The organism is Rahnella sp. RcJ3, from assembly GCF_009498575.1.
GTDB classification, from domain to species: Bacteria; Pseudomonadota; Gammaproteobacteria; order Enterobacterales; family Enterobacteriaceae; genus Rahnella; species Rahnella aceris.
This window is the reverse complement of the sequence record NZ_QSNX01000030.1, coordinates 1-13,074: the sequence shown is the minus strand read 5'-3', so window position 1 is coordinate 13,074 and position 13,074 is coordinate 1. Positions and strand designations below refer to the sequence as shown.

The window sequence follows — 13,074 nt, the reverse complement described above, 5'->3', positions numbered from 1 at the left end:
GGTTTTTTACGCCTTCCCCTCATGAGAGGGGAAGGCGTAAGGAATTACAGAAGTTGCGTCAGACGATTAAGATCAGATTGCAACGCACCTGCGGTCACGTCACGCCCTGCACCCGGCCCGCGGATCACCAGCGGATTATCACGATACCAGCGACTTTCGATAGCGAACACGTTATCGCACGGCAGTAATGCGGCCAGAGGATGGTCGTCACGCACCGCTTCAACACCCACACGGGCTTTGCCATTGGCATCGAAACGGGCCACGTAGCGCAGCACCAGGCCCATTTCACGGGCGGCTTCCAGACGTTGCAGCATTTGCTGGTTCAGCGCCTCACCGTCTTCAAAAAACTGATCTACGGAACCGTTCGCGCAACTTTCCGGCACCAGAGATTCCACGCGAACCTGCGTCGGTTCGATGTCATAACCCGCTTCGCGCGCCAGGATCACCAGCTTGCGCATGACGTCCTGACCGGATAAATCATCGCGCGGATCCGGCTCAGTCAGCCCCTGCTGCCAGGCTAAATCCACCAGTTCGGTGAACGGCAGCGTGCCGTCAAATTGCAGGAACAGCCAGGACAATGTTCCCGAGAAAATGCCGCTGATGGCCAGAATGCTGTCGCCGCTTTCGCGTAAATCACGCACCGTATGGTTAACCGGCAAACCAGCGCCGACAGTGGCGTTATACAACCAGTGGCTGCCGGTTTTTGAAAACGCGTCGCGGATCTGACGGTATTTATTCGTGTCCGACGCGCCTGCCTGTTTGTTGGCACTGATGACATGGAAACCGTAGCTGGCGAAATCCAGATACTGATCGGCCAGTTCAGCGCTGGCGGTGACATCCAGAACCACTAAATCGTCATAAGGATGCGCGCGCATCCACAGGAACAGCGATTCTTCGTCATGCGCCTGCGATTCATCATCAAAGAAGGCCAGCGCACGGCTGGCGTCCAGCCCTTCATAATTGAGCAGACTGCGCTTGCTGTCGACCACACCGGCCAGCACAAACTCAAAACCGCTGCGGGCAGAAATATTCTTTTGTTCACGGGCGAACAGTTCCAGCCAGCGTGAACCGATATTGCCTTTACCAAACAGCATCAGACCGATTTGCTTTTCAGCACGGAACAACGTTTTGTGCAGCCCCTGAATCAGGTGCGCGGTCGGGCCGATACGCAGTACAGCCACCAGACTGATACCGTCTTCGGCCTGCCAGATAAACTCCACTGGCTGATCTTTCATTTCCTGATAAAAACGGTGGCTGTGCAACGGATTCTTGCACACGCCCGCCCCGACCAGCGCCACCAGCGCCAGCCCTTCACGCAGGGTCAGACGCGCCGGAAGGGCCGCCTCTTCGAGAACCTGCAACGCGCTGCCCGCCACTTCAGAGGTGTAGCAAAGTTGCAGCAGATTACGGTCAGGATGAATGCCGGTACACAGCGGTTTGATCTGCGCACGTTTAAGCAGCAGCTCAACATCTTTTTGCGCCAGACCAAAATCGTGGCCGGAAGGAATGACCATTTCGATCAGACAAATATCATCATGGCTGGTGACAATTTTCGCGCCGGTACCGGAAGCCAGCACGCGTTCAATACGCGTTGAGCCCTGCTCCGGCTGGTAACTGCAACGCAGTTGCAAATCAATATCGCTGCCGGAAACCGGCTGAAGGGTACGGGTGTGCAGAACCGGTGCCGCCAGACGCGCAAGTTCACTGGCTTCATCGAGACGCAATAACGGCAGCAGGCAGGCATCTTTCACTTTGCGCGGGTCGGCGCTGTAGACACCGGCCACATCACTCCAGATGGTCACACGGCTGGCATTAGCCAGTGCGCCAATCTGGGTGGCGGAATAGTCACTGCCGTTACGGCCAAGCAGTACGGTTTCACCCGCGTCACTGCGGGCGATAAAGCCGGTCACCACCAGATATTGCTGAGGATGCTGCGCGAGAAGTTGTTGCAGCAGCGGATACGAACGGCCTTCATCAACCTGAGGTTGCGCAGCGCGTTCAGCCCGCAGGAATTCACGGGCATCCAGCCAGGCGGCCGGTAATTCCAGCTTACACAGCACTGCAGACATCAGGCGTGCAGACCAGACTTCGCCGTGCCCGACGACTTCAGCATAAATTGCATCGGTCATTTTGCCGTCAAGCAAAACAGCCAGACGTTCGAGATCATGAATAAAAGAAGCAATAAGCGGTTCGGCCATTTCCGGCGGCAACAGACCAGTTATCAAATCACTCTGATAACGGCGCAAAGCCTGCTGAACCTGATGCGCAGAAATTCTGTCTGTCTGGCTGAGCTTCAGCCAGCTGATCAGCTGGTTGGTTGTGCTGCCAGCCGCCGACACCACCATCATGTCACCCGGCTTCGCATACTCGGCCATAATGCCAGCGACACGCAGATAACACTTCACGTCGGCCAGACTGCTACCACCAAATTTGTGCAACTGACGACTTCCCGCCGGCGCTGCAACCGCTATTGCATTCATACTTACCTCGTTGCCACTGACTGGAATGCATTTTCCAGATCAGCAATCAAATCTTCGCTGTCTTCAAGACCTACAGAAATACGGAGCAAGCTGTCAGAAATCCCGGCGGCTTTGCGCGCTTCCGGCGCCATGCCAGCATGTGTCATGGTCGCGGTATGAGAAATCAGGCTTTCGACGCCTCCCAGTGATTCTGCGAGGGTAAATAACTTCAATTCTTTCAGGAAATGGCGCAACTGAGCTTCATCTCCGTTAAATTCAAAACTGATCATGGCACCAAAGCCACGTTGCTGGCGGCAGGCAATTTCATGTCCCTGGTTTTCCGGCAGCGACGGATGATACAGCTTTTTGACCTGCAATTGTTTTTGTAAATAAGCAACAATTGCCAGTGCATTTTCCTGTTGCTGTTTCACGCGAACCGTTAACGTGCGCAAACCGCGCAATAACAGATAGCTGTCAAAGGCCGCAGCGGTAACGCCAATGTTGTTCGCCCACCAGGCGAGTTCTGTCGCATGTTCTGCGGTCTTAGATATTACCGTACCGGCGACCACATCAGAATGCCCGTTCAGATATTTAGTACATGAATGGACGACTAAATCCGCACCAAGCTGCAATGGATTTTGCAACGCCGGACTCAGGAAGGTGTTGTCCACCACTGTCAGGGCACCGGCGGCGCGGGACGCGTCGCAAATCGCCTGAATATCCACCACACGCAGCAAAGGATTGCTCGGCGTTTCAATCAGCACCAGCTTCGGCTTTTCTTTCAGCGCATCGGCCAGCGCCTGTGGATCACCCTGATCCACAAACAGCACGCGATACGCGCCACGTTTGCTCAGGCTGTCGAACAACCGGTAACTGCCGCCGTAGCAGTCGTGCGGCGCAACCAGTAAATCGCCAGGTTTCAGAAATACCGTACACACCAGATGAATGGCTGACATACCGCTGCTGGTCAGAACCGCACCGGCGCCGCCTTCCAGATCAGCCAGCGCACGCTGGACAACATCCCGTGACGGATTGCCGCGACGTGAATAGTCATGGGCTCTTGGCTGATTGAAATCTTCAAAGTTATAGGTACTGGAAAGGTAGATTGGCGGAACTACACAACCATATTGCTGATCATTGTTCAGGCCACTGCCCACGGCAATGGTGGCTTGCTTGTGCGTCATAATCGTTTCTTCCTGACGAATTGCGAAGGATGAGGATATAAAGAGTAACGTCCGGATTTATAGACGTCAATACATCTGGACATCTAAACTTCTTTGCGTATAGATTGAGCAACAGCGCAATACCCGCTAAAATTATGGCGTTAATGAAGATGTCAGGCAGATCTGTCGTGCCGGGAGACGTAAGCTCAAGGTAACAAAATGAACAGTGCCGCAGGGAAAAACGTGAAATGTCCCTGTTAAATTCCGACATTTACTTAGTGAGAACAGTGAAAATCGGGCATAATCACGCGGTTTTCAGAATTTTATTTTTTGATAAATTTAAGGTGTCCCATGGCTGAGTGGAACGGCGAATATGTCAGCCCTTACGCTGAACACGGTAAGAAAAGCGAACAAGTTAAGAAAATCACGGTATCCATTCCGCTGAAAGTCCTCAAAATTCTCACCGATGAACGCACCCGTCGCCAGGTAAACAACCTGCGTCACGCGACCAACAGTGAATTATTGTGTGAGGCTTTTCTGCACGCCTTCACCGGTCAGCCTTTGCCGAATGACGAAGACCTGCGTAAAGAACGCAGTGACGAAATACCGGAAGCGGCGAAGATCCTGATGCGTGAACTGGGTGTGGATCCTGATACCTGGGAATACTGATCGCAACATCGCAAAGATGTGCTGAAAGACCGTGCGGCTCCCGTCGCGCGTTTTTTCAGTATCTGCGCGAAGAAAGAGAGTGCGGGAACGGGCATTTTATCTGGCGGGACGTCAAACGACAGGTAACAAAAAAGGCGCCAAAGGCGCCTTTTTTTGCTCTCAAGCGAAGCTTATTTGCTGCCTGGAACGCTGAAACGCTTGTTGAAGCGGTCAACGCGGCCACCGGTAGCCACTTCACGTTGCTTACCAGTGTAGAACGGGTGGCATTCGCCACAAACGTCCAGGTTCAGATCGTGACCCACAGTTGAGTGAGTTTTGATAACGTTACCGCATGAGCAAGTTGCAGTAACTTCTACATATTTAGGGTGAATACCTTGTTTCATGGAAAACCTCTTCTTAAGGCCGCGTCGCTATCCAACCCTGTTCTGTCAGACACCACGCGTAGTGGATGATAGGCTTTGAGTACGAAATGCACCAAAGGCGGCGAATCATACAGAATCTCTGACAACCGCGCAATCATGTTCATGCATTTCGAAGGACACAGTGTACACTATCCCGTCATTTTTTTATAGTCTGGACCCCCAATGCCTGTTGCCCACGTTGCTTTACCCGTCCCGCTCGCCCGTACTTTCGACTATCTGTTGCCGCCTGATATGCAGGTTTCAAAGGGTTGCCGGGTCAGTGTGCCTTTCGGAAAACGCGACGCCATTGGCATCGTCACTCAGGTCAGCGACTTCAGCGAATTTGGCCTGGAGAAACTGAAACCGGTGCGGGAAGTCCTCGACAGCTCCAGTCTGTTTACCCCTGATCTGTGGCGCATCTTGTTTTGGGCCGCCGACTATTACCATTACCCGATCGGCGAAGTGCTGTTCCATGCGCTGCCGGTATTGTTACGTCAGGGGAAAGCCGCTGAGCTTACACCGCTGTGGCAATGGTTCGCCACCGAGGAGGGGCGCGCGACGCCGCTCGACAGTCTCAAACGTGCGCCAAAACAACAGCAGGCGATGGCAGCACTGATGCAAAAACCGTTGTATCGTCATCAGGTTGCCGATCTTGATCTTACCGATACGGCCCTGCAGGCATTACGAGCCAAAGGGCTGACGGATTTACGCAGTATTGCGCCCGCCACGCACGACTGGCGCCAGGATTTCTCGGTGATCGGCGAACGTTTACGACTCAATACCGAGCAGGCCACCGCCGTCGGCGCGATCCGCAGTGAAGATCAGCAATTTTCCGCCTGGTTGCTGGCCGGTGTAACCGGCTCAGGTAAAACCGAAGTGTATCTGAGCGTGCTGGAAAACATTCTGGCGCAGGGTCGGCAGGCGCTGGTGATGGTGCCGGAAATCGGCCTGACGCCGCAAACCATCGCACGTTTTCGCGAACGTTTCAGTGCGCCGGTGGATGTGCTGCACTCCGGCCTGAACGACAGCGAACGCCTCGCCGTCTGGCTGCGGGCGCGCAATGGCGAAGCGGGCATCGTCATTGGCACCCGTTCATCGCTGTTTACACCGTTTGCGCGCCTCGGCGTCATTATCATTGATGAAGAACACGACAGTTCTTATAAGCAGCAGGAAGGCTGGCGCTATCACGCCCGTGATCTGGCGGTGTACCGCGCTCACGCTGAAAATATCCCGATTATTATGGGCTCGGCAACCCCGGCGCTGGAAACGCTGCACAATGTTGAACTGGGGAAATATCGTCAGCTCAAACTGACCAAACGTGCCGGAAATGCCAAACTCGCCCGTCAGAATTTGCTGGATTTAAAAGGGTTGCAGCTGAAAGTCGGGCTGTCTCAACCGCTGATCCAGAAAATGCAGGAGCATCTGAAAGCCGATAATCAGGTCATGCTGTTCCTCAACCGCCGCGGCTATGCGCCTGCCCTGCTTTGCCATGAGTGTGGCTGGATAGCCGAATGTCAGCGCTGTGATCACTATTACACTCTGCACCAGAATCAGCGTCAGTTACGCTGCCACCATTGTGACAGTCAGCGCGCCGTGCCGCATCAGTGTCCGCATTGCGGCTCAACACAACTGGTCTCGGTCGGCGTCGGTACAGAACAGCTGGAAAACGAACTGGCGCCGTTGTTCCCGGATACGCCAATCACGCGCATTGACCGCGATACCACCAGCCGGAAAGGTTCGCTGGAACAACACCTGAATGAAGTCCATCGTGGCGGCGCACGTATTCTTATCGGCACCCAAATGCTGGCAAAAGGGCACCACTTCCCTGATGTTACGCTGGTGTCATTGCTGGATGTCGACGGCGCGCTGTTCTCGGCAGATTTCCGTTCTGCCGAGCGCTTTGCCCAGCTTTATACGCAGGTTTCAGGCCGTGCCGGACGTGCAGGCAAACAGGGTGAAGTCGTATTGCAAACTCACCATCCCGAACATCCGCTGTTACAGGTGCTGTTGCAGCAGGGCTACGACGAGTTCGCCAGACAGACCCTGGCGGAGCGCAAAAGCGTCTTCCTTCCTCCTTATACCAGCCACATTATGATCCGCTCGGAAGACCACGATAATCAGCAATCTGCGCTGTTCCTTCAGCAGTTACGTAATCTGCTCGAATCCAGTCCGCTGAAAGATGATTCGCTGTGGATCCTGGGGCCGGTTCCTGCCTTACAAGCCAAACGCAGCGGACGTTTCCGCTGGCAGCTTTTATTGCAGCATCCTTCACGGCGCGTTTTGCAGCATCTGATCAAAAGCTCTCAGCCGCTGATTTCAAGTCTGCCGCAAGCCAAAAAAGTGAAATGGACACTGGATGTCGATCCGATTGACAGCTGATTCCAAAAGCGAATTTGCGTGAATAGTCAGGTTTTTTGCGTGATGCATCGAAAAAAGCATCTGGGTCACACTTTTAATGCAAATTAGGTAACAAATCCTACTCACATTCTGTTTAGAATGTGATGAGCTACACATCATGCGTAGCCAGGTGAGGAATGTTGATGTTGTTGTCTCAGTTTGATGCTGTTGCAAGGAGAGAGACGTTGGAGCACAAGAAAGAATTACCCGCCGCAACAATGAAAGATGTGGCTGAACAGGCAGGCGTTTCAACAGCAACCGTATCCCGTGCATTAATGAATCCGGAGAAAGTCTCCGCCGCGACTCGCCAGAAAGTTGATCAGGCCGTCATGGCCGTCGGTTATTCTCCTCATGCCCTGGCCCGCAACCTGAAGCGTAATGAATCACGCACTATTTTGGTGATCGTCCCCGACATCTGCGATCCGTTTTTCGCCGATCTGATCCAGGGGATCGAGCGCACGGCCGCCGAAAGCGGTTATCTGGTGTTGATCGGTGATTGTGCTCAGCAAAATCAGCAAGAGAAAACCTTTATCAATCTGATCATTACCAAGCAAATTGACGGTATGCTGCTGCTCGGCTCTGATTTACCTTTCGATGCCAGCAAAGAAGAACAACGCAATTTGCCACCGATGGTGATGGCGAATGAATTTGCGCCGGAACTTGAACTGCCGACAGTCCACATTGATAACCTGACGGCCGCGTTCGAAGCTGTGCATTATCTTCTCAAGCTGGGGCATCACCGTATTGCCTGCATCGCCGGGCCAAAGCATATGCCATTGTGCCAGTACCGTTCACAAGGTTATGTGCAGGCGCTGCGCCGCAACGGACTGAGCGTCGAGAGCAAGCTGACCATTCATGGTGATTTCAGCTATGAATCGGGGGCGCAAGCCGTCACCGAGTTGATGGCCCTGCCCGTGCCGCCGACGGCGATTTTCTGCCACAACGATGTGATGGCGATTGGTGCCATGTTCCAGGCGAAAAAAATGGGTCTGCGCATTCCGCAGGATTTGTCGGTTGTCGGCTTCGATGACATCAAGGCCAGCCAGTATACCGATCCTCCGCTGACGACCGTTGCGCAGCCGAGATTCCAGCTTGGCCGTCAGGCCATGTTATTATTACTTGAGCAGTTACAGGGAAATCCGGTACAAAACGGTTCGCTGCTGCTTGATAGCGAGCTGGTGGTGCGGGAAAGCACTGCGGCCCCAAAAGCGTGAGTCCGATTTTATGCTGTTCAACAGTTTTAATTTCAGTAAATGTTCAGGGTTGAGTAACATGACGCACTTCTTCATTCATCACGACACAGCGAAACGATAGTGGCACAAAGAGACTATGTAAGCCGTGGGCGCTCAGGAGCGCGGCGGAAAAGTACCAGCCGGAGTAAAAAACGCAGTTCCACAACGATCTCCAAAACCATGGTGGTGTTAGCCGTTGCGGTACTGGTGGTGTTTGTCGGTGGCCTCTATTTTATTGCGCACAATAAACATGAAGAAGCGACAGTGTTGCCGACGCACGCTGTCCGTCCGGGTAATGGATTGCCACCTAAGCCAGAAGAACGCTGGCGCTACATTAAAGAACTGGAAAACCGCCAGATGGGCGTCACCACGCCGACAGAACCGACGGCGGGCGGACAGGTCGAATCCAAAACACAACTGACGCCTGAACAGCGCCAGCTTCTCGAACAGATGCAGGCCGATATGCGCCAGACACCAACACAGTTGTCTGAAGTGCCGTATAACGACCCGAATCAGGCCACGCAGGCACCGGCGCATACTCAACGTCAGGTTCAGCAACAGCAGCCGACGTACGCGCAGCAGCAGCCGGTAACTCAGCCGCGTCAGGTTCAGCCACAGCCAACGTATACGCCGCAAACGCAGCCGGTACGTGCGCCTCAGGCCCAGGTGCAAACGCAACCCGTTCAGCCAAAACCGAAGCCGCAAGTGAAAGAGCCGGTGAAAGAAGCACCGAAACCGCAACAGCCAGCCACCATTACCCAGGCTGAGCCGGAAAAACCGAAAGCACAGGAAAAAACCCAGCGCTTTGTGGTTCAGTGCGGTTCGTTCAAAGGATCTGAGCAGGCGGAATCCCAGCGCGCCAAGCTGGCATTCGAAGGTTTTGAAGGCCGGATCACCACCGGCGGTGGCTGGAGTCGCGTCGTCATCGGCCCGTACAACAGCCGTTCTGGTGCTGACAGCACACTATCGCGCCTCAAAGGCGCTGGCATCTCCGGTTGCATTCCCGTCGCAACCGGGGGTTGAAAACCCGTAATCCTTCCCCAATCTATACTTTCAATATGCCCCGTAAGTTTGTGAGACACGTTCAGTGTCCCGCAAACCTGCGGGGATCTTTTCCGTCTGCAACGAGGAACCGCTCGTGACAACAATTGTAAGTGTACGCCGCAACGGCAAGGTCGTTATCGGTGGTGATGGCCAGGCCACATTGGGAAATACCGTCATGAAGGGCAACGTCAAAAAAGTACGTCGCCTGTATAACGACAAAGTGATCGCGGGCTTTGCTGGCGGCACGGCTGATGCCTTCACGCTGTTTGAGCTGTTCGAACGCAAACTGGAAATGCACCAGGGTCATCTGGTGAAAGCCGCCGTTGAACTGGCAAAAGACTGGCGTACCGACCGTATGTTACGCCGTCTGGAAGCCCTTCTGGCCGTGGCCGATGAAAACGCCTCGCTTATCATCAGCGGTAACGGTGACGTTATCCAGCCTGAAAACGATCTGATTGCCATTGGTTCCGGTGGCCCGTATGCCCAGGCTGCTGCACGCGCGTTGCTGGAAAACTCCGAGCTTGAAGCGCGCGACATCGTCGAAAAATCGCTGAGCATCGCCGGTGACATCTGCATCTACACCAACCAATTCCACACTATCGAAGAATTGTCTTCTAAAGCGTAAGGATCGAAAATTATGTCTGAGATGACCCCGCGCGAGATCGTCAGCGAGTTAGACAGTTACATCATTGGCCAGGATAAAGCGAAACGCGCCGTGGCTATTGCTTTGCGTAACCGCTGGCGCCGGATGCAGCTTGATGAAGCGCTGCGCCACGAAGTCACCCCGAAAAATATTCTGATGATCGGTCCGACCGGTGTCGGTAAAACCGAAATTGCCCGCCGTCTGGCGAAGCTGGCTAACGCGCCGTTCATCAAAGTAGAAGCGACTAAATTCACGGAAGTCGGTTACGTCGGTAAAGAAGTGGATTCCATTATCCGCGACCTGACCGATTCCGCCGTAAAAATGGTGCGCCTGCAATCTATTGAGAAAAACCGTTATCGTGCTGAAGAACTGGCCGAAGAACGTATTCTGGATGTGCTGATCCCGCCAGCGAAAAACAACTGGGGACAACCTGACGAAGCGCAGGAACCTTCTGCTGCACGCCAGAACTTCCGCAAAAAACTGCGTGAAGGCCAGCTCGACGACAAAGAGATTGAAATCAGCCTGGCATCCGGCCCGATGGGCGTGGAAATCATGTCCCCTCCGGGTATGGAAGAAATGACCAATCAGTTGCAGTCGATGTTCCAGAGCATGGGTGCTCAGAAACAGAAACCGCGCAAACTGAAAATCAAAGAAGCGCTGAAGCTGCTGATCGAAGAAGAAGCCGCGAAACTGGTGAACCCGGAAGATCTGAAAGAACAGGCAATCGAGGCCGTTGAGCAACACGGCATCGTGTTTATCGATGAGATCGACAAAATCTGTAAACGTGGCGGCCAGAGTTCAGGCCCGGACGTCTCCCGCGAAGGTGTTCAGCGTGACCTGCTGCCTCTGGTGGAAGGCTGTACGGTGTCTACCAAGCACGGCATGGTGAAAACCGATCACATTCTGTTTATCGCTTCCGGCGCATTCCAGACGGCCAGCCCGTCAGACCTGATCCCTGAGTTGCAGGGTCGTCTGCCTATTCGTGTGGAACTGCAGGCGCTGTCGACTGAAGACTTCGAACGCATACTGACCGAGCCAAGTGCTTCGCTGACTCATCAGTACAAAGCATTGATGGCGACCGAAGGCGTAACCATTGATTTCACCGCTGACGGTATCCGCCGTATTGCGGAAGCCGCATGGCAGGTGAACGAAACCACCGAGAACATAGGTGCGCGTCGTCTGCATACCGTTCTGGAGCGTCTGATGGAAGATATCTCTTACGATGCCAGCGAAAGCAACGGTATCTCCATAAACATTGATGCAGATTATGTTAGAAGCCACCTTGACCAGCTGGTAGCTGATGAAGATCTGAGCCGTTTTATCTTATAATTTGCTCATACGTTCCGAAAGTGATCTTCAGGGAGGCGTTTGCCTCCCTGATTTTTTTAGATTTCGGACTGATTCTTCACCTGAGAAATCACCTATGAGCACAATCACGCCTTTCACTCCGACAACCCCCGCCCGCGCCTGGCTCGAAAGCCTGCGCCCGAAAACCTTGCCACTGGCGTTTGCTTCTATCGTTATGGGTTCTGCCATTGCCAGCCTGCAAGGCGTTTTCCATCCGCTCATTGCACTACTGGCGCTGCTGACTGCGGGCTGTTTGCAAATTTTGTCAAATCTGGCGAATGACTATGGCGATGCCGAGAAAGGCAGTGACACGCCGGAACGCGTCGGGCCCTTACGCGGCATGCAAAAGGGCCTGATTACCGCCGGGCAGATGAAGCGCGCGATTATCCTGACCATCGCGCTGACCCTTATCTGCGGTACTGCGCTTATTGCCGTGGCCTGTCATAAGCCTAGTGACGTGGTCGGGTTTCTGATCCTCGGCTTGCTGTCGATTGGCGCCGCCATTACCTATACCGTCGGCACACGACCTTATGGCTACATGGGACTTGGCGATATTTCCGTGCTGATCTTCTTCGGCTGGATCAGTGTCGCAGGGACGTTTTATTTACAGGCAGGCTATTTCGACTGGATCGTAATGCTTCCGGCGACGGCGACAGGTTTGCTGTCCACTGCGGTACTCAATATCAATAATTTGCGCGATATCGAAACCGACAGCGCCAACGGCAAGAATACCCTGGCGGTTCGCCTCGGGCCGGTTAACGCACGACGCTATCACGCCATCATTCTGACCGCCGCCGTGCTGTGTCTGGTGATTTTCTCCGCCCTGCACCTGCCTCACTGGACCGGCTGGCTGTTTATCCTGGCGCTCCCAATGCTGGCAAAACATCTGATGCGGGTGATGAAATCGACAACATCCACTGAAGTCCGCCCGTTGCTGGAACATATGGTAAAAACCGCGTTGCTGACTAACGTCTTGTTTGCAGTGGGTCTGTTGCTCAATTGAGTAAAGTTGGCCTGATGTGCGTTTATCAGGTCACTTTTCACATTTAACAATTGATGATTTTGCCAACATCCGCCGGAAAGGGATATACTGAACACTCATGCAGCAACCAGATGAAATCCTATGAAATACGATACTTCCGAACTTTGCGACATCTACCATGAAGAAGTGAATGTCGTTGAACCCTTGTTCTCCAACTTTGGCGGCCGTACTTCATTTGGCGGGCAAATCACCACCGTGAAATGCTTCGAAGATAATGGCTTGCTTTATGACCTGCTGGAAGAAAATGGCCGTGGCCGTGTATTAGTGATCGATGGTGGCGGTTCTGTTCGTCGCGCACTGCTGGATGCCGGACTGGCACGCCTTGCATTGCAAAACGAATGGGAAGGCATCGTGATTTACGGTGCAGTCCGTCAGGTTGATGATCTCGAAGAGCTGGATCTGGGTATCCAGGCGATGGCGGCTATCCCGGCTGGCGCAGGCAGTGAAGGGATTGGCGAAAGCGACATTCGTGTCAATTTCGGCGGCGTCACCTTCTTCTCCGGCGACCATCTTTATGCCGATAATACCGGTATCGTGCTGTCCGAAGACCCGCTCGATATTGAGTGATTTCCTTCTGGGCACAACAAAAAAGGACGCCAAGGCGTAATGCCGATCGTTTAAGGATCAGTTGACCGATCCGGTGGCTCGTGTAAAAAGGGTTCATGCTCATCATGGAC

Annotated in this window: 11 protein-coding genes; 8 read left to right on the top strand and 3 right to left on the bottom strand. The window is 53.7% G+C overall.

Translation table 11 applies throughout. The annotated features are described in order from the left end of the window. Positions 1–44: 44 nt before the first annotated feature. Positions 45–2,480: a bifunctional aspartate kinase/homoserine dehydrogenase II gene (locus DXU84_RS23440; protein WP_013577575.1), complete on the bottom strand. Its 2,436-nt coding sequence runs from the start codon at positions 2,478–2,480 to the stop codon at positions 45–47. A gap of 2 nt (positions 2,481–2,482) precedes the next feature. Continuing rightward, a complete protein-coding gene (gene metB / locus DXU84_RS23435) occupies positions 2,483–3,643 on the bottom strand; it encodes a cystathionine gamma-synthase (protein ID WP_013577576.1) in 1,161 nt (386 codons plus the stop codon). 330 nt (positions 3,644–3,973) lie between these two features. On the opposite strand from metB, the gene metJ reads away from it, so the two are divergent. Beyond that, positions 3,974–4,291, top strand: coding sequence for a met regulon transcriptional regulator MetJ (gene metJ / locus DXU84_RS23430; protein ID WP_004392248.1), 318 nt, complete (start codon positions 3,974–3,976; stop codon positions 4,289–4,291). Between the two features lie 170 nt (positions 4,292–4,461). Here the strand turns inward: metJ and rpmE are convergent, their stop codons facing one another. Continuing rightward, positions 4,462–4,674, bottom strand: a complete 213-nt coding sequence (gene rpmE, locus DXU84_RS23425) for a 50S ribosomal protein L31 (RefSeq protein ID WP_013577577.1) — start codon at positions 4,672–4,674, stop codon at positions 4,462–4,464. A gap of 201 nt (positions 4,675–4,875) precedes the next feature. Between rpmE and priA the strand changes: the two genes are divergently transcribed. From priA to rraA, 7 genes are all read left to right on the top strand, one after another. Beyond that, positions 4,876–7,071: a primosomal protein N' gene (gene priA, locus DXU84_RS23420; protein ID WP_015690597.1), complete on the top strand. Its 2,196-nt coding sequence runs from the start codon at positions 4,876–4,878 to the stop codon at positions 7,069–7,071. Between the two features lie 203 nt (positions 7,072–7,274). After that, complete coding sequence (gene cytR / locus DXU84_RS23415) at positions 7,275–8,303, top strand: DNA-binding transcriptional regulator CytR (RefSeq protein ID WP_041689037.1); 1,029 nt, start codon at positions 7,275–7,277, stop codon at positions 8,301–8,303. Between the two features lie 99 nt (positions 8,304–8,402). Beyond that, complete coding sequence (ftsN, locus tag DXU84_RS23410; RefSeq protein ID WP_071823634.1) at positions 8,403–9,344, top strand: cell division protein FtsN; 942 nt, start codon at positions 8,403–8,405, stop codon at positions 9,342–9,344. Between the two features lie 115 nt (positions 9,345–9,459). Then, complete coding sequence (hslV, locus tag DXU84_RS23405) at positions 9,460–9,990, top strand: ATP-dependent protease subunit HslV (RefSeq protein ID WP_015690599.1); 531 nt, start codon at positions 9,460–9,462, stop codon at positions 9,988–9,990. A 12-nt stretch (positions 9,991–10,002) separates the two neighbouring features. Further along, positions 10,003–11,337 (top strand): HslU--HslV peptidase ATPase subunit, encoded by a 1,335-nt coding sequence (hslU, locus tag DXU84_RS23400; RefSeq protein WP_013577582.1) that lies wholly within the window; start codon positions 10,003–10,005, stop codon positions 11,335–11,337. A gap of 94 nt (positions 11,338–11,431) precedes the next feature. Then, positions 11,432–12,358: a 1,4-dihydroxy-2-naphthoate polyprenyltransferase gene (locus DXU84_RS23395; protein ID WP_013577583.1), complete on the top strand. Its 927-nt coding sequence runs from the start codon at positions 11,432–11,434 to the stop codon at positions 12,356–12,358. A 120-nt stretch (positions 12,359–12,478) separates the two neighbouring features. Beyond that, entirely contained in the window at positions 12,479–12,964 is a 486-nt protein-coding gene (rraA, locus tag DXU84_RS23390) for a ribonuclease E activity regulator RraA (protein WP_013577584.1), read from the top strand. The last annotated feature ends 110 nt before the right edge of the window (positions 12,965–13,074 follow it).

Coding starts and splice junctions, on each gene's coding strand:
- DXU84_RS23440 (WP_013577575.1), bottom strand. CDS start 2,480: ATGAATGCAATAGCGGTTGCAGCGCCGGCGGGAAGTCGTCAGTTGCAC.
- metB (WP_013577576.1), bottom strand. CDS start 3,643: ATGACGCACAAGCAAGCCACCATTGCCGTGGGCAGTGGCCTGAACAAT.
- metJ (WP_004392248.1), top strand. CDS start 3,974: ATGGCTGAGTGGAACGGCGAATATGTCAGCCCTTACGCTGAACACGGT.
- rpmE (WP_013577577.1), bottom strand. CDS start 4,674: ATGAAACAAGGTATTCACCCTAAATATGTAGAAGTTACTGCAACTTGC.
- priA (WP_015690597.1), top strand. CDS start 4,876: ATGCCTGTTGCCCACGTTGCTTTACCCGTCCCGCTCGCCCGTACTTTC.
- hslU (WP_013577582.1), top strand. CDS start 10,003: ATGTCTGAGATGACCCCGCGCGAGATCGTCAGCGAGTTAGACAGTTAC.
- DXU84_RS23395 (WP_013577583.1), top strand. CDS start 11,432: ATGAGCACAATCACGCCTTTCACTCCGACAACCCCCGCCCGCGCCTGG.
- rraA (WP_013577584.1), top strand. CDS start 12,479: ATGAAATACGATACTTCCGAACTTTGCGACATCTACCATGAAGAAGTG.